This is a genomic window from Methanobacterium formicicum DSM 3637 (genome assembly GCF_000302455.1).
GTDB classification, from domain to species: domain Archaea; phylum Methanobacteriota; class Methanobacteria; order Methanobacteriales; family Methanobacteriaceae; genus Methanobacterium; species Methanobacterium formicicum_A.
Window position 1 is genome coordinate 85,560 of sequence record NZ_AMPO01000011.1, and the last position, 25,614, is coordinate 111,173.

A 25,614-nucleotide genomic window follows, 5' to 3' on the forward strand; every position below is an offset into this window, starting at 1 on the left:
TATTATATAACCTCTTATTTCCTGTAAAGGGTTCTCCTAGGAGGTTGTTTTGGTTTTCTTTTAATAATTCTTGGTGGTCTTTCACTGATTTTGGGACTTTTAGGTTTATCCTGGGATTTAAAGAGTTTATCTGCGAAGTATCCTCCAATAGCACCCATTAAACCATAAATTAACAAGCTCACAATAAGTCCCAGAAACAGAGTGAATATTCCATCCAGTGTATAACCCACTCCAATTACCACTGCATTGGGCAGTTGGTAGGGTATGTCTGGTGAAGTAAACAGGGAGAAAACGTAATAAAGGAGACCAAGTAAAGCAGCTGCCAGTGCTCCAACCTTATAACTGGCATCTTCATCTGTAGTAAGGAAAACCGCCACAAAACCCACTATAGCCAGTGCAAATATGCCTCCAAACTTAAAAAAGGCCATAATAAGGCCTATTATCATGCTGGTCAAAATGGCCATTTCCATACTAAATTTTGCCATGTTAGGTTCCTCTTATAATAAATATAAACTCAAGTTATTATAGACTTTAAACTTCACTCATCTATAACTTCAATTTAAACACTTAATCTATCTATAATAAGGTTTATAAGTATATCAGAGTTTATAAGGATTTTCATTAAGATTTTAATTTGATGTGCAATGGAATTTGAACCAGAGAAATTTAAGGTTTCTGATATTATGTATAAAGATAAAGTTAATAGAATAAAAAAACAGAATTAACTTACAATGAGTGTTAAACCTATGAAGATAACCCGTAGTGTGGAAGATTACCTGGAAGCCATGTATTCACTGGAACAGGAACACGGAACCATCAGAGTTAAAGATGTGGCTAAAACTCTGGATGTAAAACCCCCCAGTGTTGTGGAAGCTGTGAAAAAACTTTCCAAAATGAATCTGGTTTCTTATGAACGTTACGGTACAATCCAGTTAAAGGATGATGGTATTAAGATTGCTGAGGAGGTAGTTTGCCGTCACCATCTTCTCAAGGATTTCTTGATAATGATGGGTGTGGATACTGAAATAGCAGAAAATGATGCCTGTTCCATGGAACATGTGATGGATGTATCATCCATTAACAAATTACGTAAATTTGTAGAGTTCAACAAAAGTTATCCACCTGCTCATCAATATATGGAAAAATTCAGGGAATACGCAGAAAAAGGAACAAATAACTTTTAATGAGGATTTATATCCTTAATGAAATGTTGAAATCCTAATTGGAAGTTATAACCATTAATTTATTCAAATCTTCCAGATATCTTCAAAAATCATCACAAAAATTTCAATTAATAAAAACTCAATATCACCAAATCTCAGGATCATAAAATTTCAATTGGGCTTTACCATAAGAGGGGGTATTTTAGATATGGGTATTTTTAATGGAAGTTTCAATCCTGATGTGGATAAACTGGAAAGTGAAGGAGACATGGGTGGCCTTATTAGAACGCTCCAAAAGGGCAATAATAAAAATCGTGCTAAAGCTGCCAGGGCACTGGGAAGATTTAAGGAAGAAAACGTAGTTAAAGCTTTAATAGGGGCATTAAATCATGATGATGCTGATGTCCGTTGGAATGCTGCCAGTTCTCTGGGTAAAATAGGAAATCCTGATGCTGTTCCTTTCCTCCTCAAAACGCTTCGTGATGAAAAATGGTATGTTCGATTACAAACTGCAGATGCTCTGGGGGAAATTGGTGATGAAAGAGCATTATTGCCCCTTTTAGAATCACTTAAAGATGAAAAAATACGCAACAACGTTGCCATTGCACTGGGTCATTTGGGCGATTCAAGGGCAGTTGATCATTTGATTGATGGGCTTAACGATGATGACTTTAGTTTCCGCAGTGCATCAGAAGAGGCACTGGGTATGATTGGTGATGAAAAAGCAGTTCCCATTCTTATTGAAGCTTTAAAAGATGATAATGTTAGTGTTCGCAGGCATGCTGCTGGAGCACTGGGTATGATTGGTGATGAGCGTGCAATAAAACCACTCCTGGACGCAGTGGATGACGAGAAATGGTACGTCCGCCTGCAAGTAGAAGAAGCAATACAGGAACTCAATGCTCGTTTGAAGAAAAATGAAAAATAATGAAATTAATTAATAAAGGGGATGTACGTTTATTTATGGAATTTAGGTTTATTAGTGGAATGTACGTTAATTAATGTGACGTACGTTTATTAAGTGGGATGTAAATTAAATAAATTCTCTTATTTTATCCGCAATCTTATCACGAACATCAGAAGAGATATTTTTCGGTGGTCTGGGACGCATATAACCAAAGTGAGGATCATCAAAGGTGAAACCAGCAAAATTCACTGCATGTTTGTAGCGGGGAATGAAATGCCAGTGTAAGTGTGGTTCTGGTTTACCCTCCAGATAAAAAGTGTTCATAAGGCAGCCCCAGTTAAAAAGAGTAGCATCAAATGCAGATTTAACTGCCTTCTCCATACTCTCCAGGAGCAAAATAAAATCATCCCATTCATCCTTAGATAGGCCGGTTAAAGTTTTCTGATCCCGTTTCAGTGCAACCACACAGGTAGCCAGATTACTCTGATTAGGAGCCAGAAACACAATCCAGTGATCAGTCTCCATTAGTGGATCTCCAAAGTTATAATCAACCAGTTTCTCACAGTAAGGACACTCGATACTCATTTTTATCCCCTACTAATTACACATTCTTAATATCAGTATACATTTTTTTCCTAGTAACTGATAATATCCTGTTTCATTATCTAGTTCTCATATATTTATTCCTATTTATCTAATTTAGTCTGTATTTATCTAGTTTTCAATTTAATCTGGGTTTCCTACAATTTGGAAAGAATAAAAGAAATTGCAAAACCAACTACAGTCACCATCCCTGCCAGGTTATGGGTTTCAGAGAATGCTTCAGGGATCATGGTATCCACCAGCATGGCCAGAATACCCCCCGCAGCAATAGACAGGGTGATTGCAGTCACTTCCACTGGTAACTGACTGAATATGGAGTAACCCACCAGTGAAGATAAGCTTGTAACGATGGCAATAGTCAGCCATAAAGAGAAAACTTTACTGGTTTTCCACCCTTCTTTTTTCATACCCGCTGAACTGGAAAGACCTTCTGGTATGTTGGATAAAAAGATAGCAACAACAGTGGCGGTACTCACCACACCCCCACCAATCATTGTCAGTCCAATAGCAATTGACTCAGGAATACCATCAATGACCGATCCTGCAGCTATAGCCATAGCCCCATTATCTGTGTCATTGTCTTCAGGTTTGACCGATCTTTTTCGGTGCTTGGCTCCCTTACGTGCCAGGTAAATGTTGGTTATGGTGAAAATTAAGGCACCTAACAGGAATCCCGCTACCAGGTGGGCTGGTCCTCCCAGGGTATAGGCTTCATCCAGAAGTTCAAAAGAAACCGCGGACATGAGAACACCTGCTCCAAAGGCCATGATAGAGGCCACCCAGCGCTGTGGGATTCTGAAGAAGTAGCCAAAGAATGCACCTATAAGAAGGGCAGATCCAGCAACAAAACCCCATATTCCGGCCATTATCATACTTGAAAACATAGGATCACCATAAGAATATTCATAAATTGTCTGGGATAACTTATCATTTATTAATTACTTAATCAAGAAAGTATTGGTCAACTTTGCCACTTAAAGGACTTATCAACTAAGGAATAGTCAACTTTGCCACTCTAAGGACTTATCAACTAAGGAATAGTCAACTTTGCCACTCTAAGGACTTATCAACTAATGATTTATCAGTTAATATGGACTTAATCCTAACAAGGATTTTAACATTAATCTACAATCATCTAATGTATTCTATAGGAGGAGTATATAATTATACTTAAGTAACTTAAAATTTCCAAGTAAGTAAACAATCCACAGTGATTAGGGATGAAATTAGTGTGTGAATAACTAAATATAAGACATTGCAGGTTATAACAAGAATTATGGGATAGTGATGGGGGAAGTTATATCCATGACTTTAAAATCAGGTGAAAAATCCGTTTCAGGGGAAAGATGTGCACTGGTCCTGGTGGTTATTGGATCCTTTTTAATACCCTTTATGGGATCATCCCTTAGTTTGGCCCTTCCCCTTATCCCGAGTGACCTTTCAGTTAGCATACTACTTTTAGGGTGGATTCCAACAGCGTTTGTTCTGGCCAACGCTGCCATGGTCTTGCCATTTGGAAAACTGGCAGACATACACGGTCGGAAAAAAATTTTCACCTATGGATTAGCCATATATACTGCAGCATCATTACTAGCATCTTTTTCAAATTCAGGACTCATACTGGTGTTATTCAGCTTCCTGCAGGGAGTTGGTTGTGCTATGATCTTTGCCACTGGAATTGCCCTTTTAATTTCCATCTTTCCCCAGAATAAAAGGGGGCAGGTGCTGGGGATCAACACCACCGCAGTCTATATTGGACTGTTTATGGGACCGCTCCTGGGCGGTTTCCTGGCCCAAAATTTTGGATGGAGAAGTATATTCTTTATTAATGTCCCCATAGGATTATTTGCACTAGCTTTAATCATGACCAGGTTAAAGGGTGAGTGGAAAGGATTTCCCGGTGATAAATTCGATCTATCAGGGTCAGTTATCTACATTTTTTCACTCACTGCATTGATGTACGGATTTTCAACTCTCCACGATTTAACAGGTAAGATCATCCTATTAATAGGCCTCATTGGGCTGGTCGTCTTCTACATGGTAATCAAGTCTTCTGATAATCGCGTGTTAACCCTTAAAATATTTAAGAATAGGATAACCAGTTTTTCAGGCATATCCCTTCTCCTGGTGACCATCGCTACCTCAGCAATGTGGACGCTACTGAGTTTATACCTTCAGGACCTGCGTGGACTGGACACCATGACCACCGCACTTATACTAGCTGTCCAACCACTTGCAGTGGCATTACTGTCCCCTCTTGTGGGCTACATGGTTGATAAAAATGATCATAAAAGCTTTATTATTATGGGAGCGGCAATAGGCACTATAGGATTACTTATACTAACCTTACTGGATATAACTACATCCATAACACAGGTTGTGATAGGATTAGTCCTGGTTGGAGTTGGTTTAGGCTTGTTTTCCACACCAACCAATAGAAATTTCCTGGGGTCCTTAACCAGCAAGTACTATGGAATTGGATCAGCAACACTATCCACTATGGTCTTTATTGGTCAAACCATGAGTCTTGGTATTTTACTATTTGTTTTAACTGGATTAATGGGTAACGTGGAAATAGCACCCTCTAATTATCCTTTATTCCTGGAAGGACTTCATATTTCCTTCTTTTTATTTGCAGCTTTCTGTGCAGGGGGTGCATTACTGTCATTTGCAGGGCTTGGAAAATTATCCCCAAAATAAATTTTTATTTACTAAAATTTTTCCATATTCATGGTCATGGTCAAAAAACGGTCAAAAACTGAATTAATTTGAAATTATAAGTAGAGATAATTAGTAGGAATAAATTTTTAAATTATCATCATCAAAATTGTATTATAAAAATTATATCATTAAAATAGATATAAATTGATAATTGAAATTATAGGGGTATTATGTTTAATATCTGCCTGTATAATTAATAAGGATTAATACTACTATGAGGGTGTGGTATTGTGAAGGAAACAGATAATGGGGAAAACAAGGAAAATGGGAAAAATTTCCTTAAAAACTTTTTAAAACAAAAGGAGCCTAAAACCTCAGAATTTATTGTAGCCATTATTGCTAACTTGATCTTCTTATATATTGTTAATAACCTGCTTTCATGGAACTTAAGCTTCATATCCCCATCTTTTCAGGATGTTCTGTGGATCTTTAACATTTCCATCTCTGCGACCATAATTGGGAATATCATCTTCTTAATCTATCATCCTACTTGGTTCAGGAGTATAATTCGGATAATACTCAACATACTGGGATTTCTGGTTGTTTACTATTTATACACTGTATTCCCATTCATATTCAGCAATTATCTGGTCACATTCTCTGTAAAATTTGCTCTTATCGTGGCAATGGTGGTAATGGTAATTGCGACCATTGTTGAAATGATAAAATTAATCTTAAGGATTATAAAATCATCATAATCCTTAAAAAAACTTATTTTTTTCTTATTGTTAAATAATATTCTTCAAGTTATCCATTAAATTATCATTAATAATTAAATTATTCATAAAAAGAATGTTTATCACAAATTATTCATCTAAATAGTATTAAGCTAATAAAATCTTCATTCGGTATTCAACTTCAAGTTTAATGGAATTAATGAGTTCTTCTAACGGTTCATCTTCCCAGGGCTCTGCTATACTGAGAAAACTGTTGAAATAAATTATGGGAGCTTTTATTTCGATATTAAAATCCTCTAAATGCTTAAGGGCTTCATAATCCATTAGGGAAAGTTCTTCTGTTGTGAGAAGGACCTTTATTCTCACATTCCAGTTTTGACCTGATTCCTCCAGACAGTCCACATCAACCTGCATTTTACACATCCTTAGAATTTTTAATTAACTAAAAGTCCAATAATTAAGATTCAATAATTAATAGGACTACAATAAATAATCATATTCCTATAACTATTTTACAGGCCAGGTAATCATTAATTATCATCATTACAGGCCCAATGTACGTTTAAAACCATTAACCACATCTCCAGCTGATTTTAAGAGGGGATTACTAACCTTTACTGGTGTTTTCATATTTTCCAGGCGATCTATACGGAAGTAGATTGGTGGATGGGGATCGAAGTTTATCCAGGATGGAAATCGGGTGGGTGAAATCCTTTCGGCGTGGAGTCGCTGGTAACCAATTTTACGCAGTGCACTGGCTAAAACCTGAGGTTGGCCAATTTTCATGGCGGATAAAAGATCGGCACGGGTTTCAAAGAACTTGGCCACAAAGAAAATAAACCCTAATGCCACAATTAGGTAAATTAGTGGTGATAAAACTACCAGTGGGAATAGGATGGTGAATCTAAGTATGAACTCCGCGGAAATTATACTGAAAAGTATTATTGGGTCTCTACCTGATAGATGGCCCATTTCATGACCAATCACGGATAGGATCTCATCTTCTTCCAGTTGCACCAGGAGTCCAGTGGTGATGAGTACCAGTCCCCGGTTGGGGCTGGGGCCAGTTGCAGCTGCATTGGGGATCATGGTGTTACTCAAAGCAACCTTGGGCATGGTAACATTGAACTTACTGGCAGCTTCTTCCACTATGCTGTAAACATCAATCACCTTGGCGACCTTCAGATCAGCCTGGCAGTGGAAACCATATTCGGTGAATATGTCCTCTCCCAACTCACAGGTAGGTTCCAGGCCCACAGCCAGGCTTTTCTGGTAAATTTTCTCTTTCATTTTAATTATACTATCTTTACCGAATTTTTTCTGGAATTTCTGGAAATCCTCCAGGGGTAGCTGATACTCAAGAATATGCACCCGTGGATTTTCAGGTGTGATCCTCCAGTCACTGGTATTAAGTAATATTCTGTCAGATAATAGAACGATAACCAGTTGAAAAATGAGTATGCCTATTATAGCCAGGAATACTCCCAATAAAAGGAAAAGAAGGATGTTAACTCCGAAAAAGAGGATGTAGATCATGATCATGTTGCTACCAAACATGCGGAAAGATGCCTTTTTACGACGGGTGGGGGGTGCCTCTGGTATGATTTTTTCTCCCTCTACCCATGCAAAGTAAAGGGTGGCCTGGCGGATGGCATCCTCAAATGCCTGGATTGCAATGAAAAGTTCTTCTTCCAGGAGATCAATTTTAGGGGAGATTTTAAAATTAGTAGGAACCGTAACTGGTAGTAGCTTTACAGAAAATGGGTTTGTTGCCTGTATTTCCACACGAACTTCCCATTTATCCTCTTTGTTGGTAGCAGTGTATCTTAAAACTCCAACACCATCTACTACTCCTTTGGAGATATTTTGAAATGAGTCCGGTTGAGGTAAAAGATAAAATTCTCGCAAAAAATCAAGTGCTTCTTCCAGGTGCCCTGATGAGAGTTCAGTGTCAATAATGAAGTTTTTTTCCAACATTGGCCTCCCATTTATAAAACTCAAAAACATTTTCAAAAGTTAAGGAATATATTGAAGCTTTATCTGGGTTCTAATGTTATTATATATCTCAATTTTAATAAATTGAACGGTGACCAGTCATAATAAGTGAACGAATACTCCCTTAATATTCAGCTGACTTTAATAAGTAACCCAATATTCTCTTAATATTCCTCTGATTTTGATAAGTAATCGAATATTCCTTTAATATTCGGAATCCCTTATTCCTCCGAACTATGCCTAAAAATCTATTGTTGGTATCATTAGATTATTCACAAAGCATCTGGAAAGTTATTGCAAATTATTTGCAAAACAGGGGGATAAGTTATAGCAAGTTATTGCGAAGCATCTGGAAAGTTAGCAAATAGTTTAAAAAAATGATCCCACCTACTCGAATTACAAATAAAAAATTTAAAATGATTTCACAGTATTGAAAGCTGTAGGATTACTCCCAATATGAGTTTTAGTTATATAATATCCTGCAGGAGTAACTGTCATTATTTTACTTGATTCTATTTTGTATACTATTACATTTGAGACAGCTTTAGATGATACCATGGCTGTTGGCATTGTTATTTTTTTAAGTTTTTCCAATTGTTCCATATCAATTCCCCCTATTTTATTATTATGGGATGATGTTGTATATACTAATCTGTCAAAATTTGTAAAGGTCATTAATCATTTTTAAAAAAGATAATTGGGAATAATAATTAAGATCTTGGAAGAGGATGTTTATATCGTTAATAGGTTGGGCGGGGAGAATCTGGTAAAGTCTACCTTGAATATAATGTAAGATTCAGGAAAGATGCTGATGAAGCAGAAGAATTAATCCTGGAAACAGCTCGTAAAGAAGTCCGTGGATCGGTATCTTGAAAAACGTGGCTTTGTCAAATTCTTTTAATCAATTAATTTTCTATTGTAGGCAAATATGATCGAAATAACTAAATAACGAAAGTACTACCATATATAAATAATAGTCTTATTATGGTGTGTAAAAATGATCTTAACTGGAATTGAGGATAATCTACATTATGGAATTTTTATACTGGTTGGTATACTTTCTTTTGTAGTTGCATTTCTTGTTAGACCAGCATTCGATAAACATTATAGAAGTTTTCAAATTGAGAAAATAGCCGATTATACATATTTCATTGCAGGTTTTTTGATGTTAATCGGTTTATTTGGTTATTTATACTATTCCAAAAACATAGATCAACAATTTTATGAAGCATTCTCCTTTCTCATTACAATGTATATTGGCTTTTTTTTACTAGTATTCCAAGCATTTCTAAAAGCATAACTCTAAAAAACTTTTTTTTCCATATTCCTCTTAATTTCGTTAATTTTTATTGTTTATTAAATTAGGATTTAATATTAAACGCTATTAAAATGATTATAGTATGATAATAGTGAAATACTTTTAATATAAGCTCTGAAATTCTATATTATGAAACTGGTGGAAGAAAGAAACCCTGAAACCCAGCGGGTACTGGAGATTATTAATGAAGGATTATCAAAAAGAGCAGTTATTACTATCATGGCTTCATGCCGTGTTAATTATGATGGAAGAGCTGTGAGTCGCCTGGGAGTAGGTGACAGGATCATTCTAATCAAATCAGATGGTTCATTCATAATTCACCAGGACCGAAACCTGGAACCTGTAAACTGGCAACCACCCAAAACCAAAGTCACTGTTGAAACCTACCAGGGAATGGTCAAAATAAGGGGAGTCAGAAGAAATCCCTCTGAATCACTGGAGGTGGAAATTCTACAGACACACCTGGCCTCATATTTCATTGGTGAAGATGTGGAAAGCCTGGAACTGGCAGGTTACGAAGCAAATATGGGAGACCTCATATTCAAAGACCCTGAAGTTGTTGAAAAAGGGTTCCGACCTACCTCCCGTGAATACCACACTCCCCAGGGATTTATCGACATACTGGGCAAGGATCAAAATGGAAATATCACCATCCTGGAATTGAAAAGTAGAAAAGCAGGCATTAATGCAGTTAAACAGTTAAGAAGATACGTTGACTGTTTCAGTGACCATAAAGAGGCTGTAAGGGGAGTATTAGTTGCTCCTTCCATCACGGATGATGCCAGGCAATTGCTGGAAGAACAAAAGATGGAGTTCAAGGCACTGGAACCTCCAAGGGAACTGGGAACTGATAAGGTAGTTACCCTGGAAAATTTCTTTGGACGGAGCAGTTCCTAAACCAATTGAAGAATATGTTAAAAACATAAGTTTTATTTAACCGCTATTATTAATCTATCTTTTTTTTCAACCTTTTTTTATTTTCAAATTGATTTTTAAAATTAAACAATTTTTTTTAAGTTACTTCCCTTTATAATTTCATGTTTTTTTATTCTAAATACTAATATTATTAACACAAATATTCCAGATAATCATTTAATCTAATATTCCATCTGATAACTTTAATCAAAACAGGAATATTCCAGTTAAATATCCCTCACCAGAGTTGCCAGTTGATTGAGATTGCGCACCTCATGGATTTTGGCTCCTGCGTCACGATAATGGGAAACACAGCTATCAACCACATCCCATTTTTTCTTATCTTCTGGATTGAATATCATCACCTTATGACATTTACGACTCATTTTTTCCACCAGATGGGCACTTTCTGGTATGCCATCAACCTTGGGACCGGCCCAGTCCCTGCAATCAGTGAGTATCATCAGGGTGGAGCGACGGTTAAGCTGAACACTGTCCAGAAATGATTCAAAGGCCTGGAACATGTTACTGGTTCCATGGATCATCAGTTTTTTCTGGCGGATGTCACGTACTTTGATAAAGGCATCCATCATGCTGGGTTCGGTCATGGCATTGGTGGTTTCAACTGTTCTATGGTCAAAGTCAAAAACCCTAACCCTACGAAAAGAGTTCTGGGCAGCGTAAATAAGACAGAAGAACCAGTTACTGATCCAGTCACAGGATCCACTAACGTCATTCAGGAAGAAGTGATGGTTCTTTTTTATGCGGGGCTTGCTTTTCACCAGATCTATGAGCGCCCCACCATTTTGAAGATTTTTACGTATGGTACGCCTGACATCAGGACGCATGATACTGGCCTGGCGCTGCCGCCTGCTACGGACCATGGCAATCTTCTTACCTATCTTCTGGCATAAAATGAAAAGTTCCGGATCAAGGGAGGTTAGGGTGTTGATATCTCTGGAGAGAAGATCTGAATCATCCTTTGTTTTGGTGTAATCATCCAGTGGAGGGTGGTAATTAAATTCATTGGGACTTATTTCCGGTGCCTTACAGTTATTGGCATCATCTTCCTGATGGTGAATCACCCATTTCTGGGTTTTTTTAGTGGACCAGACATTTTTTTGGGGTGATGGGGATGTTCCATCCTCTTTTTCATCTTCTGAATCAGCAACTGTAACTTCTCCAAAGAACTCTTCAAAAAGCTGGTTAAATGATTCCCTTTGTTTCTGTTCTTTAACATATACAGCGGCCAGGGCTTCCTTAAAAAGAGGATCATCCTCCTTAATTAACTTTGAAACCTGTGTACCAGTATGAGTACTTCTGATACTAACTGGAATCCCTTTTTCTCTTAACAAACCAGAGAATGTGACGATCTTGTCCATAAAGTCCTCACTCATAATTTAAAACATTTTCTTTTGGTTAGCCACTGATTAAGTTCTAAAATATAAAATGGATTATTGTTTCCCTATTATTTCATTGATTATATGATAGATTATAGAACGAATGGTAATATACGAGAATCACGGAAATTATCAGAATATAAGTGTAATCAGTGGAATACTTCAATCAGACTATAAGTTTAATCAGTGAAATCATCAGGGATACATACAATCATCGGAATATGCGTGTATCCACTTTCTTCCGGTCTTCCTCTGACTTTAAAACCACTCGTACTGTATTTTCAAGGGATTCATCATTGGCATCTTCTTCTCCAGTGGCCAGGAGTGTTCGAACCCAGTCAACAGTTGCCCTGATTGAGGGTATTTTCACCAGGTCCAGTTTCCGTATCCTCTGGATAAGTCCCACCACCTTCTCCACCATTTCGTGTGGTGCATCAGGAACCAGTGCTTTCACGATTTCAACTTCTCTTTCCAGAGTGGGATAATCAATGTACAGGAAAAGGCACCTATCCCTGGTCTCATCCAGTAACATTCTCTGTGAATTGGAGGTTAAAACTACCAAAAGATCATTTTTAAGGGTGAAGGTTCCCAGGTCATTTACAGTGATCTCTTTTTCACCCAGTGCCTGGAGAAGGAAGCTTTCCACCTCTTCATCTGCCTTGTCAATTTCATCTATGAGCATTACCGCAGGATTAGGATTGATGAATGCCTGGAGTAATGGTCGTTTAATGAAAAACTCCTCACTGAATACATCCTGATCTGTGTCTTTCAGACGGGACATCTCCAGATGCAGTAATTGCTTCTGGTAATTCCACTCTCCCACCATCTGCTCGAAGGTTATTCCCTCATAGCACTGCACCCTGAAAAAATCCCTTTCCAGTGCTCGTGAAATAGCCTTAGCCAGTTCAGTTTTCCCGGTTCCAGGTGGTCCTTCAACCAGGATAGGTTTTCCCAGTTCAAGGGAGAGGAAAAGGATGGTGGTTATGTTATCGTCAGGGATGTAATTTGTCCTGGTAAGAGCATTTTTAATGTCTTCAGTGGTAACTGTTTTTTTGTTTGCAGATTTAATGGGGATAACCTCCCTATTACTTGATGAATTTAACCCTATAAATTGATGAAGATAAATATGTTTATTTCATTAAACCGATCCTTATAATTACTACTAATTATAACACATGTTATATAAAAAATGAACCCTAAATCTACTGATACAAAACTAATTAATATCATTAATAACACTTAATTAAGAAGTTTTATGTAAATTAATAGTGAATAATTAAAAATTAAAACCATAAGATTCGTTACTGTTTGCAAAAGCTTAAATGGCTTATTACTAAAACTAGTTATTGATTCATATGCCTTACTTAATTTGCGAGAATTGTGGTGGTTATTACCATCTGGATGATGATGAAAATCCTAATGACTTTAATAGGTGCCAGTGTGGGGGTAAGCTGGTATATTCAGAAACCCTGGATTCGAAACCCCCACGGAGTAGAAAAAAGCTTTATGCGGCTTTATCACTCATCTTAATTTTAACAATTACTGGTGTATCTTATATTATTTTTTTCATGCCCCACAATAGTGGATTAGAAGTATCAACTCCAACAGTGATTGCCAGTGATTACCGTGGAACTGTAAGTAAACAGACTATTACAGCTGCCAATGCCACATCTAACAGTACTGCTAATAAAACCATAGCTGTAATTACTGGAATGCACCCCCGTGAGAAATTATCCATACGAACTGTATCGGATATGGTTACTCAGTACAATTTAACATCAGATCAGGCTATTATTCACTACATGGTAAATGTCACCGATAATCCGGATAACTATGTTAACGGACGAAGTAATGGAGAGGGACTTGTGTCACAGTACATAATTCCAGATGTAAAGAATTCCAGTGCAGAAGTGGTGATCATATGTCATGATCATGCTCCTGGTTATGGTATGGGCTACTACGTGGCCACACCAAAAATGGACTCTCCTTCGGTAGCACTGGGAGAAGTAATTGAGAATACCCTGCCTGAATTTACCTATTACCGTGCAAGTTCCAATGCGGAGCACGGTTCATCCACCCTCACAGTTTCCAATCCACTGGCTGCAGCTGGTTTCCGTACACTGGTCTATGAGCTGCCAGAATGGGCTTCCTACAATCAGGCATACTCAGAAAGTAAAAAACTGGTCGCAACCTGTTTTCAGGCTATTTAATTTTATCACCATGAAAAAGAGTGAGTATAAAAATCTTTGGTGAAAATTAACAGAGGAAAAAAGTCTATAAAAATAAATAATTAATAAGATACTTTATATGCTTTCAAAAACAATAGATTATTGCCGAAAGGTAGAAAATTGGAAGTGAAATTATGTTCGGAAGTAGTAATGATAGAGGAAATTCTTCACCTATTAATGAAGGTGGAGAGTACGATGTAAAGATTGAAGATACTGGTAGGGACGGAGACGGAATTGCCCGTATTGAAGGTTTTGTGGTTTTTGTTTCAGGTGCAAAAGAAGGAGAAGAAGTTAGAATCAGAATTAATTCTGTTCGAAGAAACTTCGCCTTTGCTGAAGTAATTGACTAAACATCTCAATATGAAAAAGGGATTGTAAAAAACATCCGGTATTAAAGCCGGTTAATCTTTCATTTTTCAGGATAATAATTTATTTTAAATCAGGTTAATTCTATTTTCTAACAGATTAAGTGAACTAATTTTCTTATAATGTATTTTAATTTTGACTTTCTAAACAATCATTAATCTATTCTGTATCAATATTTAATTTATCTAGTTTTTGCCCTGTCAATTGGATACTAATTTAATCTTTTATAAACATAGTTACTTTATGTGAACTTTTAAAGGGGGGGAGTGCCATGACTGGAGGAAACCATTACAAAACATTGGATCGATGGTGGAAAATTGATGATGAACAGCTGAAAACAAATGAACATGATAATTTGCTCATCTGGTTGCTAAAAAAGGATAATTTAAAAAAAATTATCACATCCAAAGATCCCGAAGCTATAAACTGGGATTGGGAAAACGTCAAAATCCATGCTGAAGAATTTATCATTGCTGAAAATGGTTACAGAGTCGGTGCACCAGATATCATATTCTCCATCCCCCGCAGTTCATCTAATGAATGTGAAACCAATCTAAACAACGAGAACCCATCAGTACATTGCGATAGTGGTGATACCAAATCTCGGTATAATTCTCATGAACATTACCAACATTATTCCAGATATTTCATTGAAATTAAGCCTAAAATAAAAAATTTTGGAACAACATTAAGACAACTAAAACTTTATATCTCCTACGGATATGAAGGTAGAGCATATCTTCTCACCCAAGACCAACGTTTTAATGAAGAGTTCGAAAACCAGGGAATTAAAGTAATAAATCCCAATAAAAAACTAAAAAACCCTAAATTTTAAATTAATGATAATTCAACTGGAATAAAATAGTTACAGTAGGCAACAATTACAGATTTACATATTTTAAGTCAGTATATCTTTCTATGAAACATATTAAGCTATTATGTCTTTTTATGAAACATATTTATAATTAGACCCCTCATACAAATTAAACAGATATTATTCAATATAAGAAAACAAATAATATTAAAATATTAGATTGTAATCTGAAAATAATCTTTAAAGAAAATTAATGATAATATGCCTGATCATCTAGATTCTAGTGAAAATTTGAGCATTTATAAGACTATTTTTCAAACTAGTTTAGATGCTATGTTACTCAGTATGCCTGATGGTTCTATTCTTGCTGCAAACCATACAGCTGAAGAGATGTTTGGTATGAGTCAAGGTGAAATTATAGCTGTTGGCAGAGATGGTTTACTTATTCAAGACGAATCTTTCCAGGCTGCAATCAAAGAAAGGGCCCAAAAAGGTAGGATAAAAGCAGAATTAATATTTAAACGAAAAAATGGTTCCCTTTTTAAGGGGGAATTGACTTCTACATTTTTCACTGATGAAGATAAAATTTTAAAGACACATAGTGTTATTAGAGATATTTCGGATCGTCAAAAAGCTGAAGAATCTCTTCAAGAAAGTGAAAGAAAATGGAGAACACTTTTTGAAACCCTGCCTGTAGGGGTTTCGGTTCTTGATAAAGAAAGAAATGTTGTGTATCACAATCCTTCATTGGGTAAAATTTTGGGGTTATCGAAAGATGATTTAATATCAAAAAAATTTGCGAATCGTAAATATGTATATTCTAATATGAAAGAATTATCTTTTGATGAAATTCCCAGCAACAAGGCTTTTAATGAGAAAAAACTAGTTCATGAAGAAATTGGAGTAATAAAAGAAGATAATTCAATTATTTGGACCATGGTAAGTGCAACCCCTCTTCCCTTTTCTGATTTGAGTGTTATAATAGTTACTTCTGATATTACTGCCCGTAGAAATATAGAAGAAGATTTAAAAAGGCACGCCGCTTTATTAGATGTTTCTTATGAAGCTATTTTCTCCTGGAATTTTGAAGATGGAATATTATCCTGGAATCAGGGTGCTGAAACCTTGTATGGATACAATAAAAAAGAATCCATTGGCTTAAATAGTCATAATTTACTTAAAACTGAGTTTCCCATGGATTTAAATGAATTCATTGAAAAGCTAAAAAAAGATAAAATATGGTCAGGTGAATTAGTCCATACGCGAAAAGATGGAAAAAGAATTATTGTTGAAAGCCGTTTACAGTTAATAGAGGAAAATTCTGGGGAAAAAGTTGTTATTGAAACCAATCGGGATATTACAGACCGTAAAAAATCTGAAATTAAACTTAAAGAAACATTGGATAATCTTGAAGAAATAGTTGAAGAACGCACTAAAGAATTAGAATTGGCCAATGATTACAATCGTAATTTGATAGAAACATCCTTAGATCCACTGGTTACAATCGGACCGGATGGTAGGATCACCGATGTGAATAAAGCCACTGAAAAGGTTACTGGCTATTTGAGGGGGGAACTTGTGGGTACTGATTTTGCAGATTATTTCACGGAACCTGAAAAAGCTGAGAAAGGTTACCAGCAGGTTTTCCAGTATGGGCTGGTTAGGGATTATCCATTGGAGATCCGGCATAAAGATGGCACTTTAACACCTGTTTTGTATAATGCTTCCATTTACAGAGATGGGTCTGGAGAAGTAGTGGGTGTTTTTGCTGCTGCACGTGACATAACTGAACGTAAAAAAGCAGAAAAAGAACTCAGGGAATACTGGGAAAATCTGGAAGAAGAGGTTAAACTGCGCACTGAAGAACTTGCAAAATCTAACGCTGAACTGGAACAGTTTGCTTATGTTGCTTCACATGACCTTAGGGAACCTTTAAGGATGATTACTTCGTTTTTACAGTTATTAGATCGACGTTATAGTGGTCAGTTGGATGGAGATGCTCATGAGTTCATAAATTTTGCTGTGGATGGTGCTAAACGTCTGGATAAAATGATCATTGACTTGCTGGAATATTCTAGAATAGCCAATAAAGAAATGATGTTCAGTGAAGTTGACTTTGAAAAAGTAATGGAACAGGTTAATTTAAATCTCAACATCATAATTTACGAGAATAATGCAGAGGTAACTTATGATTATTTACCTAAACGTGTCATGGCTGATGAGAGTCAGATGATTGTCCTATTCCAGAATCTTGTTGGTAATGCAATTAAGTATCGCAGCAATGAAGAACCTAAAATCCATATATCTGCCCAGAAAGAGAAGAAATTTTTCATTTTTAAGGTAAAGGATAATGGAATAGGTATGGAATCTAAATATTTAGAACGCATTTTCACCATTTTCCAGAGATTACACACTCATAATGAATATGAAGGTTCTGGAATTGGTTTGTCCATTGCCCAGAGAATTGTGCATCAACATGGTGGTGAAATCTGGGTTGAATCCCAACAGGGAAAAGGCAGCACATTCTTTTTCACCATTAAAATTTGATTTTTAAATATCTTCTCTTTTATTGAGTAATTCGAGTAAAACCACAGCATTGTTATGTTTTTCATCCTTGGCTGCGTAAATAAGAGTTATAGTGTCCATTTTTTCTTCTAATTTTTTGATCATATTAATTAATTCACTTTTATCTTCCAGTTCCCTCCTGTATCCTGTCTGAAAAGTTTCCCATTTGTCAGGGTCATGTCCAAATGATTTTCGAAGTTCATCTGATGGAGCAATTTCCTTTATCCACTGATCTATTTTCAGTTTTTCCTTGCTTACTCCACGAGGCCAAAGGCGGTCAATTAATATTCTATAACCATCCTTTTCACCAGCTTCCTGGTAAGCTCTTTTTATCTGGATCATTTTAGTCCTTTTTTTTGTTTTTATAACCAACCTAAATTTCAATAAAACACGCATTTTCAATAAAACATCAATATATATAATATTACTTGGTTTCTGCCCCTTTTTCACAGTAAAACAGTCCAACTAAGTTGTATTCCAGTGCTACCGGGCATCTTACACATTTACATCCCCATTTTTCAAATTCACATTTGGTGCTTCCTCTAGAGCAAAAAAGTAATTCTTCTTTTGTTTTTAAACATTCATTGTAAACTGACATACTGGACAAAGACAATTAAGAGCATTCTGTTCAGTGTCAGGGACTTTGGTATGTGTAATTTGATCACCCCCCCCCATTTATTGAAAATTTTGTTAGCACCTATTTTAGCACAGATTTTGTTAGTACTATCCATTTAAGCACTGTTTTTGTTAGTACCATCTATAAGCACGGTTTCGTTAGTACCCTTCATCTATTTATTAAAGTCCGATCATTGCCCCGTATTTAGAGTAAACTTCTTTGACTAGCTCTCCAGCTTTTGGGTTTTCCCAGTCATGCATCCACTCTGATACCAGGGACTCTAAAGTAATGGGAATAACCCCTGCCTGCAGCATTCTCTGGACACCATACTCATGAGCATCTGGTGTAGAATCACCTGCAGCATCAATTAAACCATAAACTTGGTGTCCTTCCTTTAAACCATGCAGGGTTGTATATGTAAAGCACATGCTGGTCCATAATCCTGAAATTACTAGCTTTTCTCTACCCGTAGCCCTGACAGCATTCCAGGTTTTCTCATCTTCAAATGCATCAAAACTTAGTATTTCCCTGGAAAATACTTCCTGGTCCGGGAATAATCTCGTAATTTCTGGGAAAAAATCCCCATTTTGTCCGGGATTAATGGTAGATAAAACCACTGGAACGTCCAAGATCTTCGCTGCCTTTGCAGCGCCAATTGCAGCATTTTTAATCAGAGTTTTATCTCCGGAAGCTATGCTTTTAATCATGGATGGCTGGTAGTCAACTAAAACTAGAACACTGTTTTTATCGGTTAACAAATCCAATTTTTTATCTTTTAAATCTATCAATTTAGTCCCCTCCCCTTAAAAAAATTAATAAATTGAAACTGGTTTATTTTTCCGGTTTATCCCTTTTTTATGTAAAATTCACCTTATTACATCTTAATACATCATAATTTATAAATATTTTTAATTATTGATCTATTCTTGAAAATTATATAATATCCTTAAAAATACGGTTCGGGTAAATTTCACTAATAAATCCTTTGAATGGAAGTCATTGGATAAATTTAATACATTATTAATAGTTAAATTACCAAAAAAATAGATATCATATTTCCACTAGATTTAAGCTTATTTTAATTAATTTAATATTAAAATCCATTGAAAAGCGATGAATCAGATAATTTAATTTCTACAAAAATAAAAAAAGGGATAGATAGGAGTTATTGGCGCTTTAATACCATTCCTGAGAACACTATAAACACAGCCAGTAGTATCATGTTTAGGGGTGTTCCGGTTTCCTGCATCCCTATGGTATTAGTTGCTGCGTTTACTGATGTTGAGGACTCCTGTGATCCTAGTATGGTTACGGCAGTCTGAACTATTTGATAATCAGCTGCAGTTACCGTGGCAACACCAGGACCCTCATCTGCTCTTAAAATTGCCGTTGCAAAACCATTGATCCATGAAGTTACCACGGATTTACTACCCAAGTTACCCAGGTCAGTGGTGAATGTAACTTGGGGTCCACTGAAGAACATTGCAGCATCGGTACTGTGATCACCACCCTCTGAATCATGGTAAACATCTGCAGTTATAGTAGAAGTTTCACCTGCATTGATTGTGGATGGACTGGCATTAATATTTAAAATCAGCCAGGGGGTATAGTTTAAAGTTCCATTCCCTTTGAAGAATTTACCATCCGATGGTGAGTTGGTCCCATACCAGTTATAGGTGGCAGTGGTATTGCTGTTTTCCAGTTGGTGAAACATCTTATCCAGGTCATCCCGTATGGGTTTTAAGATGGGTTCCAGTTCAGGATGTTTCTTTATGGCATCATCAATGGGTTTAAGCATTTCATCGATACTTGGTCCAAAGTTGGAGAATAAGAAGTTCTGGATATAATAATCATAGTTTACAATCCGGTTATAGTTTATTGTCCCATTGGGTGAACATATAACCATACCAATCCCTGAACCATCCCCCTCCAGGTTGTTTCCCTCAACTAGGGTAGTGTTAAAACCAGCAGTAACCATGGAAACATCATTGGCTCCAGTTACTCCCATTACAGTATTGTGTAGCATCTTAAGATTTTCTAGTGATACACCCACAATTCCAGCTGCTGTACTGGGAGATGTGACATTGTAAACACTGTTGTTTTTGAAGGTTGCATTATTTAACAATCCTAAACCTAAAATTCCAACTGATGCCTTGGCTTTATTAATATCTGAAACCAGATTTTTTTCTAGTTTTAAATCTCCTAAAGCTATGGTTACGATTCCAACGGCCTGTTCATCTGTATCTATGTGAGATATTTGGTTTTCAGAGACCAGTACAGTTCCATTTCCAATAATTGCAGCTTCAAGTGCAAAAATTGAGCCACCAGTTCCAGCACTTAGTTGTGATATGGCATTATCAAAAATCAGGGCATTAATACTGTTACTAATCAGTTCCATTCCCATAACGGCACTGGTTGCGTTGATCTGGGTTATTATATTGTTGGCAACTATCAAATTGCTAACATTGGCCATTTCAGGATTACCATCAGCACCTTTACTCTTTCCCAGTTGAATTACAAAAACACTACCATTAACCCCCAATGCACTGATTTTGGAGATGGTGTTTCCGGAGATATTAAAATCTGTCACACTACCATTGGTACTAACTGTAATACCATTTGCTAACCCGGCACCAATAATATTCGATATATTGTTTCCAGAAACTGTGAAGAAACCTCCAGTTAAATTTCCTAAAATACCGGTTTCGGACTGCCCAGTTATAATATTGTCAATTAGGGCGCTATTAGCGCCATTAACTGTAATTCCAGTCGCACCTCCAGTGATATCATTATTTTTCACAGTACAGTTGTCTGCACTGATATTAATCCCTGTTCCTGAGGCGGAATTAGTTATATTGAACCCATCTATAGTACTTCCACTACCATCGCCAGTGCTATCGTTCACTACAGTAAATCCAGTGTTGGTGGCCTGTAATTGGACTTCATCACCGGAGTTAACTTGGATGGTCAGTTTTTTATTCACAATAACATCTTCAGTGTAGGTTCCACTGTGAACATTGATAACATCATCATCAAGGGTATTCCCATTATCAATTGCTGATTGGATGGTGGTATAAACTTGATCACAACCTACTTCCCATTGAGCTGCAGATGCATTACTGGCACTAAAAAATAAAATCATTATTAAAAATAAACTCTTAAAAAAATTCGTTCTAAATTTTCTTTTCAAATTTCCACCTTCTAACCACCCGTTACTTACTATCCCTGGTTTTGGTATGAAGTCTAAATTTCATACTATTTCTGGTTTTTGATTTGATTTTTAATACAGTCCCCTCTTACAATATGACTGATATTCTGTTTTTGTGTACTATCCGGTCGGTAAATATTTTAATTCATTAAAAAAGCATCTAAAAAGATGATAAATACCTCCTCAGACATTAATCAAGAATATAATAAAAAAGTTCTGAGATAACTATTTATGTTTAATTAAATTAATTGTACATACAACTGATTACATTATCAAATCAGTACAGATATGCACATTTCATATCAAGAGTTCTCTTAGAGTCATAGAGTGTAATTAATGTATTAAAATGGATACTAAAAAATAAAGTATAAAAAGTGGTTAAAATGAAAGTAATAGGATTTACCGGAAGTCCAAGAAGTGAAAGTAACACTGAAATTCTTGTTGAAGAAATGCTTAAAGGATCATCGGATACTGGAGCCCAGACAAAGATATTCAACTTGACTGATATGAATATAGTCCCATGTAAGGCATGTATGCATTGTAAAGTTAATGAAGGTGTATGTGCTACAGATGATGATATGCAGGAGATTTACAAAGAATTAAAAGAAGCAGATGCTTTTATAGTAGGTTCACCTCTTTACTTTGGAGAGATGTCCGCCCAAACAAAACCATTCATAGACAGGCTTTTTGCTTTTTATATACCTGATTCTGAAGTAAACAGTAAAAAAAATATGGCATTTGTATTTTCACAAGGAAACCCTGATGAAGACACGTTTTCTGAATATTATAACTACATGAAAACGATTTTTGAAATGGCGTATAACGTGGTTGATGTTTTGGTTTCCTGTGGAAATCAACTACCCGGTGATGTTAAAAATAAAACCGATGTCCTTGAAAATGCCAGGAATATAGGTAAAAAGATAGTTGAATCAAATTAAAGTTCAACTTATTGGTTATATCAAACCAAACTATTTTTTTAGAGAATATTGACACGTTTTTATGAGATAGATATAGTTTTAAAAACTGTTTTATCTGCCAATTGTAAAAATAATATCATTATTTAAATTTAAGTAATATGGAATGGTTTTTTTTAAATTATTCAATGAACTTATAACTATTCCAAAGATTCCTGAATCCGATCTACAATACACACCCGGTTCCATCCCACAACACCGCTGGCAATTCTCTCCAGCTCCTCAGGAACATCTTCCAATCCATAAGGGCGTATTAAAACAAGGGGTTTTCCGAGTTTTTGGGCTATATTTACCTGTTTTTGGATTAAATCATGGTGCTTGGAGTAAAGGCCGGTTAATATGATCACCACCTCGGCTGGTTCAATTTGTTGTTTTAACTCTTCCAGACTGTTTTCTCCAGGAACACCATGATCCTCCCATTCAAAGTCATGTGCTTCAATAAGTTTCTGGATAAAGGTGAGGTATTCTTCATCACCTTCTCCATTATGGCTGATAAACAAATGATAAATTTTCAGTTCTTCTTCAAACATTTCCACCACACACCTTTGTGTTGAAGTTAAAACAGGGTTTATAATGATCCATTAGATTATATTAATCATTAAACTACATGGGATTTAAATTTAATTTTAATCGTTCTTTAACTTTTCAATCAATATTTGCTTTTTATTTTCATCCTGAAGCCAGATTTTAACTTCCTTCCAGACCAGGTTGCACTTATCTTCGGCTTTCATTCCTATGATCTTTCGAATGGAAAGGTCAACTTCTTTACGATCTTTTTTATCTTCCGGATGTAAATCTGCTTCGGTTAAAACATCCTTCATATACCTAAGATAACAGCTCATGATCATCACTCCTTAAACTCTATCTTTCCTCACTATGAGTAGTATTACACAGTATCCTTTTTAGAGCATCTACCATAACTCCAATATAAATATAATTAATATTAATAATAATTAAATAAAAATATTGAATAACGAAGGAGTTACTTCAATGGAAAAACTGAGTAAAATTCTTGCAGTATTGTTAATTATTGTGTCAGCATCCTTTGCTTATGTTTTAATTTTTGGATTATCTTTTGAAGGTAGTGAAACTGATTTCTATGTAACTCCAGTCACTGGAGATGAAAACATCTCCACCTATAAATATTCATGCTCTGAACTTAACGTATCAACAATATTTGATTATAATGCTTTAAATGGCCAAATGGTAAAAGTAACAGGTCAAATATTTAATAAAACAGAATATTTTCAATTTAACAAAACACGAACCAGTCTAATAATCAAAGTTCCTGAGATTTCAAATCCTTATCCTGCACCTTACATTCTTGCTTCATACACGGGTACCATACCTTATAATATAAACGATACAATAACCGTTTACGGAGAATACTCCTACCCTGCCTGTGTTGATTCACCACCAGAATTAGCTAAAATAGGCTTAATAGACATAAGAGCAGGATACATTGAAAAAATGTAAATAAAACATGGGTAGTTTTTTCGCATTTTAGTGTAATCTTGAAGATAAATTTAATGAATACTAGAATAATAATTATGTGATAAGTTTATCACATTTATATCAAAACAAGCTCTAAATGTTGTACATTTAATACAATTGGTACTTCTAATAGTTTTAATGGAATATTCAAGCTTAATGGAATAAACAATATGTTCCAATAGAATGGTAATTAAATAATTAAAGCCAATATTAAATTATATAGTTATTGATATAGCTATTGCAAATGTTAATTGTGTAATTAGTGTTATACTAGTAATCAGTGTTATATCTACGTAATTAGTAGTATATCTTGTGAGAATGGTAAAATGAAAGATAATTTTCAAGTGGCACTGTGCCAGATGAAGGTAGTGGCAGATAAAAGTGAGAATATTGCCCGGGCAATTTCCATGATCCATGAAGCTGCCCCTAACTCGGATTTGGTGATATTGCCTGAAATGTGGAATTGTCCTTACCAGACTTCGCTCTTCCCAGAATATGCTGAGGAAAGAGGAAACAGTCCCACCTTAGATGCCATTTCTAAATCTGCGAAGGATGATGGTGTTTATATTGTGGCGGGTTCCATTCCTGAAAAACAAGATGGTAATATTTACAATTCCTGTTTTATTTTCAATCCCCAGGGTGAAATTATAGGAACACACCGTAAAGTTCATCTTTTTGATATTGACGTACCAGGAGAAATCAGTTTCAAGGAATCAGAAACCCTCACAGCAGGTAACCAGATCACAGTAGTGGACACGCCACTTTGCAAAATAGGAATATGTATCTGTTATGATGTGCGTTTTCCCGAATTATTACGGTTAATGGTTCTGGAAGGGGCTGAGTTAATTGTTGTTCCAGGGGCATTCAACCTTACCACTGGACCTGCTCATTGGAAACCATTAATTCAGGTGAGGGCAGTTGATAATCAGGTTTTCATGGCTGCAGCATCACCGGCCCGGGACCCTGATGCTTCCTATGTGGCCTATGGACATTCCATGGTATGTGATCCATGGGGAACAATCCTAAAAGAAGCAAGAACAGGTGAACAAATAATATATGCCACAATTAACCGGGAAATGATTCCGAAAATTCGCCAGGAACTTCCACTTCTTCTCAACCGGCGATCAGACATCTATCAATTAAAGAAAAAATGAGTATGGACTTTATTTAGATGTAAAGTAACTTATTTTAATGTGGGGATTCCATATTTAATTTGATTTTTTTTATGTGCTGTAAATTTCCTTGTTACTGTGAAGTTTCTTAATTACTGTGAAGTTCCTTATCATTGAAATTTCCTAATAATGTGGAATTTCCTATTTTAAGGTTCTTATAATCTAATGATTTAAACAAAAATGTTTTGATTCAGAATTTTACTTCTGAATCTTTTTAAGGGCTTTATTGCATGCTTTTTTAAATTCTTTATCTCCAGTTGCTGCACGGCGGGCTTTTTTAATGGGGTCAATACCACGTTCGTCCCCAATATCTCCCAGTGCTTTAACTGCAGCCACCCTAACACCCCAGTCTTCATCAGTTAACATTCCAATTAACGGATCTACTGCAGCGTCATTACCTATCTCACCCAGTGCTTTGGAGGCGAATTTACGTACACTCCAATCCTCATCAGATAAAGCTTCCACTAAATGGTCAACT

28 protein-coding genes are annotated in these 25,614 nt (G+C 36.0%); 13 read left to right on the top strand and 15 right to left on the bottom strand.

What is annotated here, in order from left to right; translation table 11 throughout:
* Nucleotides 1-14 precede the first annotated feature (14 nt).
* Nucleotides 15-485 carry a hypothetical protein gene (locus A994_RS11260; RefSeq protein ID WP_004031729.1) on the bottom strand — a complete coding sequence of 157 codons (471 nt, stop codon included), beginning with the start codon at nucleotides 483-485 and terminating at the stop codon, nucleotides 15-17.
* A 246-nt stretch (nucleotides 486-731) separates the two neighbouring features.
* Between A994_RS11260 and A994_RS11265 the strand changes: the two genes are divergently transcribed.
* Together A994_RS11265 and A994_RS11270 are read left to right on the top strand one after the other, a co-directional pair.
* Entirely contained in the window at nucleotides 732-1,184 is a 453-nt protein-coding gene (locus A994_RS11265; protein ID WP_237739740.1) for a metal-dependent transcriptional regulator, read from the top strand.
* A gap of 187 nt (nucleotides 1,185-1,371) precedes the next feature.
* On the top strand, nucleotides 1,372-2,091 hold the full coding sequence (locus A994_RS11270; RefSeq protein WP_004031731.1) for a HEAT repeat domain-containing protein: 720 nt from the start codon (nucleotides 1,372-1,374) through the stop codon (nucleotides 2,089-2,091).
* Nucleotides 2,092-2,196: 105 nt separating this feature from the next.
* On the opposite strand, the gene A994_RS11275 is transcribed toward A994_RS11270, so the two are convergent.
* Nucleotides 2,197-2,655, bottom strand: a complete 459-nt coding sequence (locus tag A994_RS11275) for an HIT family protein (RefSeq protein WP_004031732.1) — start codon at nucleotides 2,653-2,655, stop codon at nucleotides 2,197-2,199.
* A gap of 155 nt (nucleotides 2,656-2,810) precedes the next feature.
* Nucleotides 2,811-3,557, bottom strand: coding sequence for a ZIP family metal transporter (locus A994_RS11280; RefSeq protein WP_004031733.1), 747 nt, complete (start codon nucleotides 3,555-3,557; stop codon nucleotides 2,811-2,813).
* A gap of 421 nt (nucleotides 3,558-3,978) precedes the next feature.
* Between A994_RS11280 and A994_RS11285 the strand changes: the two genes are divergently transcribed.
* Both A994_RS11285 and A994_RS11290 read left to right on the top strand, forming a co-directional pair.
* On the top strand, nucleotides 3,979-5,373 hold the full coding sequence (locus A994_RS11285; protein WP_048204248.1) for an MFS transporter: 1,395 nt from the start codon (nucleotides 3,979-3,981) through the stop codon (nucleotides 5,371-5,373).
* 251 nt (nucleotides 5,374-5,624) lie between these two features.
* A complete protein-coding gene (locus A994_RS11290; protein ID WP_004031735.1) occupies nucleotides 5,625-6,092 on the top strand; it encodes a hypothetical protein in 468 nt (155 codons plus the stop codon).
* A gap of 126 nt (nucleotides 6,093-6,218) precedes the next feature.
* On the opposite strand, the gene A994_RS11295 is transcribed toward A994_RS11290, so the two are convergent.
* From A994_RS11295 to A994_RS11305, 3 genes are all read right to left on the bottom strand, one after another.
* The gene (locus tag A994_RS11295) at nucleotides 6,219-6,485 is read right to left on the bottom strand and encodes a hypothetical protein (RefSeq protein ID WP_004031736.1); all 267 of its coding nucleotides are present in this window, start codon (nucleotides 6,483-6,485) and stop codon (nucleotides 6,219-6,221) included.
* 129 nt (nucleotides 6,486-6,614) lie between these two features.
* The gene (locus tag A994_RS11300) at nucleotides 6,615-8,048 is read right to left on the bottom strand and encodes a M48 family metallopeptidase (protein ID WP_048204236.1); all 1,434 of its coding nucleotides are present in this window, start codon (nucleotides 8,046-8,048) and stop codon (nucleotides 6,615-6,617) included.
* Nucleotides 8,049-8,477: 429 nt separating this feature from the next.
* Nucleotides 8,478-8,669, bottom strand: coding sequence for a hypothetical protein (locus A994_RS11305; RefSeq protein WP_004031738.1), 192 nt, complete (start codon nucleotides 8,667-8,669; stop codon nucleotides 8,478-8,480).
* A gap of 394 nt (nucleotides 8,670-9,063) precedes the next feature.
* On the opposite strand from A994_RS11305, the gene A994_RS11310 reads away from it, so the two are divergent.
* Nucleotides 9,064-9,366, top strand: a complete 303-nt coding sequence (locus A994_RS11310) for a hypothetical protein (protein WP_004031739.1) — start codon at nucleotides 9,064-9,066, stop codon at nucleotides 9,364-9,366.
* Nucleotides 9,367-9,513: 147 nt separating this feature from the next.
* Nucleotides 9,514-10,281: an endonuclease NucS gene (gene nucS, locus A994_RS11315; protein WP_004031740.1), complete on the top strand. Its 768-nt coding sequence runs from the start codon at nucleotides 9,514-9,516 to the stop codon at nucleotides 10,279-10,281.
* Between the two features lie 245 nt (nucleotides 10,282-10,526).
* On the opposite strand, the gene A994_RS11320 is transcribed toward nucS, so the two are convergent.
* Entirely contained in the window at nucleotides 10,527-11,696 is a 1,170-nt protein-coding gene (locus tag A994_RS11320) for a vWA domain-containing protein (protein ID WP_237739741.1), read from the bottom strand.
* Nucleotides 11,697-11,910: 214 nt separating this feature from the next.
* The gene (locus A994_RS11325; protein ID WP_394295007.1) at nucleotides 11,911-12,768 is read right to left on the bottom strand and encodes an AAA family ATPase; all 858 of its coding nucleotides are present in this window, start codon (nucleotides 12,766-12,768) and stop codon (nucleotides 11,911-11,913) included.
* Nucleotides 12,769-13,054: 286 nt separating this feature from the next.
* On the opposite strand from A994_RS11325, the gene A994_RS11330 reads away from it, so the two are divergent.
* The 4 genes from A994_RS11330 (at nucleotide 13,055) to A994_RS12970 (ending at nucleotide 17,654) form a co-directional block, all read left to right on the top strand.
* Nucleotides 13,055-13,909 carry a hypothetical protein gene (locus tag A994_RS11330; protein ID WP_004031743.1) on the top strand — a complete coding sequence of 285 codons (855 nt, stop codon included), beginning with the start codon at nucleotides 13,055-13,057 and terminating at the stop codon, nucleotides 13,907-13,909.
* A 152-nt stretch (nucleotides 13,910-14,061) separates the two neighbouring features.
* Nucleotides 14,062-14,277 (top strand): TRAM domain-containing protein, encoded by a 216-nt coding sequence (locus tag A994_RS11335; RefSeq protein ID WP_004031744.1) that lies wholly within the window; start codon nucleotides 14,062-14,064, stop codon nucleotides 14,275-14,277.
* A gap of 287 nt (nucleotides 14,278-14,564) precedes the next feature.
* Nucleotides 14,565-15,128: a hypothetical protein gene (locus tag A994_RS11340; RefSeq protein WP_004031745.1), complete on the top strand. Its 564-nt coding sequence runs from the start codon at nucleotides 14,565-14,567 to the stop codon at nucleotides 15,126-15,128.
* Between the two features lie 240 nt (nucleotides 15,129-15,368).
* Nucleotides 15,369-17,654, top strand: coding sequence for a PAS domain S-box protein (locus A994_RS12970; protein WP_081580343.1), 2,286 nt, complete (start codon nucleotides 15,369-15,371; stop codon nucleotides 17,652-17,654).
* A gap of 3 nt (nucleotides 17,655-17,657) precedes the next feature.
* Here A994_RS12970 and A994_RS11350 read toward each other — a convergent pair whose 3' ends face one another.
* The 4 genes from A994_RS11350 to A994_RS11360 form a co-directional block, all read right to left on the bottom strand.
* Entirely contained in the window at nucleotides 17,658-18,014 is a 357-nt protein-coding gene (locus A994_RS11350) for a DUF488 domain-containing protein (protein WP_048204238.1), read from the bottom strand.
* 82 nt (nucleotides 18,015-18,096) lie between these two features.
* A complete protein-coding gene (locus A994_RS13090; RefSeq protein WP_004031749.1) occupies nucleotides 18,097-18,270 on the bottom strand; it encodes a DUF2769 domain-containing protein in 174 nt (57 codons plus the stop codon).
* A gap of 197 nt (nucleotides 18,271-18,467) precedes the next feature.
* Entirely contained in the window at nucleotides 18,468-19,076 is a 609-nt protein-coding gene (locus A994_RS11355; protein ID WP_004031754.1) for an isochorismatase family protein, read from the bottom strand.
* Between the two features lie 377 nt (nucleotides 19,077-19,453).
* Nucleotides 19,454-21,430 carry a hypothetical protein gene (locus tag A994_RS11360; protein ID WP_004031756.1) on the bottom strand — a complete coding sequence of 659 codons (1,977 nt, stop codon included), beginning with the start codon at nucleotides 21,428-21,430 and terminating at the stop codon, nucleotides 19,454-19,456.
* Between the two features lie 449 nt (nucleotides 21,431-21,879).
* Between A994_RS11360 and A994_RS11365 the strand changes: the two genes are divergently transcribed.
* On the top strand, nucleotides 21,880-22,434 hold the full coding sequence (locus tag A994_RS11365) for a flavodoxin family protein (RefSeq protein ID WP_004031757.1): 555 nt from the start codon (nucleotides 21,880-21,882) through the stop codon (nucleotides 22,432-22,434).
* A gap of 176 nt (nucleotides 22,435-22,610) precedes the next feature.
* On the opposite strand, the gene A994_RS11370 is transcribed toward A994_RS11365, so the two are convergent.
* Complete coding sequence (locus A994_RS11370; RefSeq protein WP_004031760.1) at nucleotides 22,611-23,000, bottom strand: TIR domain-containing protein; 390 nt, start codon at nucleotides 22,998-23,000, stop codon at nucleotides 22,611-22,613.
* Between the two features lie 96 nt (nucleotides 23,001-23,096).
* Nucleotides 23,097-23,312, bottom strand: coding sequence for a hypothetical protein (locus tag A994_RS11375; RefSeq protein WP_004031761.1), 216 nt, complete (start codon nucleotides 23,310-23,312; stop codon nucleotides 23,097-23,099).
* Between the two features lie 148 nt (nucleotides 23,313-23,460).
* On the opposite strand from A994_RS11375, the gene A994_RS11380 reads away from it, so the two are divergent.
* Nucleotides 23,461-23,946: a hypothetical protein gene (locus A994_RS11380; RefSeq protein ID WP_004031762.1), complete on the top strand. Its 486-nt coding sequence runs from the start codon at nucleotides 23,461-23,463 to the stop codon at nucleotides 23,944-23,946.
* A 344-nt stretch (nucleotides 23,947-24,290) separates the two neighbouring features.
* Nucleotides 24,291-25,118 (top strand): carbon-nitrogen hydrolase family protein, encoded by an 828-nt coding sequence (locus tag A994_RS11385; RefSeq protein ID WP_004031763.1) that lies wholly within the window; start codon nucleotides 24,291-24,293, stop codon nucleotides 25,116-25,118.
* A gap of 216 nt (nucleotides 25,119-25,334) precedes the next feature.
* Here A994_RS11385 and A994_RS11390 read toward each other — a convergent pair.
* A partial coding sequence (locus A994_RS11390) for a HEAT repeat domain-containing protein (protein ID WP_004031764.1) occupies nucleotides 25,335-25,614 on the bottom strand: 280 nt, incomplete at its 5' end.

Bases quoted from the DNA above. Each gene is read 5' to 3' on its own strand.
- A994_RS11260 (WP_004031729.1), bottom strand. From the start codon at position 485: ATGGCAAAATTTAGTATGGAAATGGCCATTTTGACCAGCATGATAATA.
- A994_RS11265 (WP_237739740.1), top strand. From the start codon at position 732: ATGAGTGTTAAACCTATGAAGATAACCCGTAGTGTGGAAGATTACCTG.
- A994_RS11270 (WP_004031731.1), top strand. From the start codon at position 1,372: ATGGGTATTTTTAATGGAAGTTTCAATCCTGATGTGGATAAACTGGAA.
- A994_RS11275 (WP_004031732.1), bottom strand. From the start codon at position 2,655: ATGAGTATCGAGTGTCCTTACTGTGAGAAACTGGTTGATTATAACTTT.
- A994_RS11280 (WP_004031733.1), bottom strand. From the start codon at position 3,557: ATGTTTTCAAGTATGATAATGGCCGGAATATGGGGTTTTGTTGCTGGA.
- A994_RS11285 (WP_048204248.1), top strand. From the start codon at position 3,979: ATGACTTTAAAATCAGGTGAAAAATCCGTTTCAGGGGAAAGATGTGCA.
- A994_RS11295 (WP_004031736.1), bottom strand. From the start codon at position 6,485: ATGCAGGTTGATGTGGACTGTCTGGAGGAATCAGGTCAAAACTGGAAT.
- A994_RS11300 (WP_048204236.1), bottom strand. From the start codon at position 8,048: ATGTTGGAAAAAAACTTCATTATTGACACTGAACTCTCATCAGGGCAC.
- A994_RS11305 (WP_004031738.1), bottom strand. From the start codon at position 8,669: ATGGAACAATTGGAAAAACTTAAAAAAATAACAATGCCAACAGCCATG.
- A994_RS11310 (WP_004031739.1), top strand. From the start codon at position 9,064: ATGATCTTAACTGGAATTGAGGATAATCTACATTATGGAATTTTTATA.
- nucS (WP_004031740.1), top strand. From the start codon at position 9,514: ATGAAACTGGTGGAAGAAAGAAACCCTGAAACCCAGCGGGTACTGGAG.
- A994_RS11320 (WP_237739741.1), bottom strand. From the start codon at position 11,696: ATGAGTGAGGACTTTATGGACAAGATCGTCACATTCTCTGGTTTGTTA.
- A994_RS11330 (WP_004031743.1), top strand. From the start codon at position 13,055: ATGCCTTACTTAATTTGCGAGAATTGTGGTGGTTATTACCATCTGGAT.
- A994_RS11335 (WP_004031744.1), top strand. From the start codon at position 14,062: ATGTTCGGAAGTAGTAATGATAGAGGAAATTCTTCACCTATTAATGAA.
- A994_RS11340 (WP_004031745.1), top strand. From the start codon at position 14,565: ATGACTGGAGGAAACCATTACAAAACATTGGATCGATGGTGGAAAATT.
- A994_RS12970 (WP_081580343.1), top strand. From the start codon at position 15,369: ATGCCTGATCATCTAGATTCTAGTGAAAATTTGAGCATTTATAAGACT.
- A994_RS11350 (WP_048204238.1), bottom strand. From the start codon at position 18,014: ATGATCCAGATAAAAAGAGCTTACCAGGAAGCTGGTGAAAAGGATGGT.
- A994_RS13090 (WP_004031749.1), bottom strand. From the start codon at position 18,270: ATGTCAGTTTACAATGAATGTTTAAAAACAAAAGAAGAATTACTTTTT.
- A994_RS11360 (WP_004031756.1), bottom strand. From the start codon at position 21,430: ATGATTTTATTTTTTAGTGCCAGTAATGCATCTGCAGCTCAATGGGAA.
- A994_RS11365 (WP_004031757.1), top strand. From the start codon at position 21,880: ATGAAAGTAATAGGATTTACCGGAAGTCCAAGAAGTGAAAGTAACACT.
- A994_RS11370 (WP_004031760.1), bottom strand. From the start codon at position 23,000: ATGTTTGAAGAAGAACTGAAAATTTATCATTTGTTTATCAGCCATAAT.
- A994_RS11375 (WP_004031761.1), bottom strand. From the start codon at position 23,312: ATGAGCTGTTATCTTAGGTATATGAAGGATGTTTTAACCGAAGCAGAT.
- A994_RS11380 (WP_004031762.1), top strand. From the start codon at position 23,461: ATGGAAAAACTGAGTAAAATTCTTGCAGTATTGTTAATTATTGTGTCA.
- A994_RS11385 (WP_004031763.1), top strand. From the start codon at position 24,291: ATGAAAGATAATTTTCAAGTGGCACTGTGCCAGATGAAGGTAGTGGCA.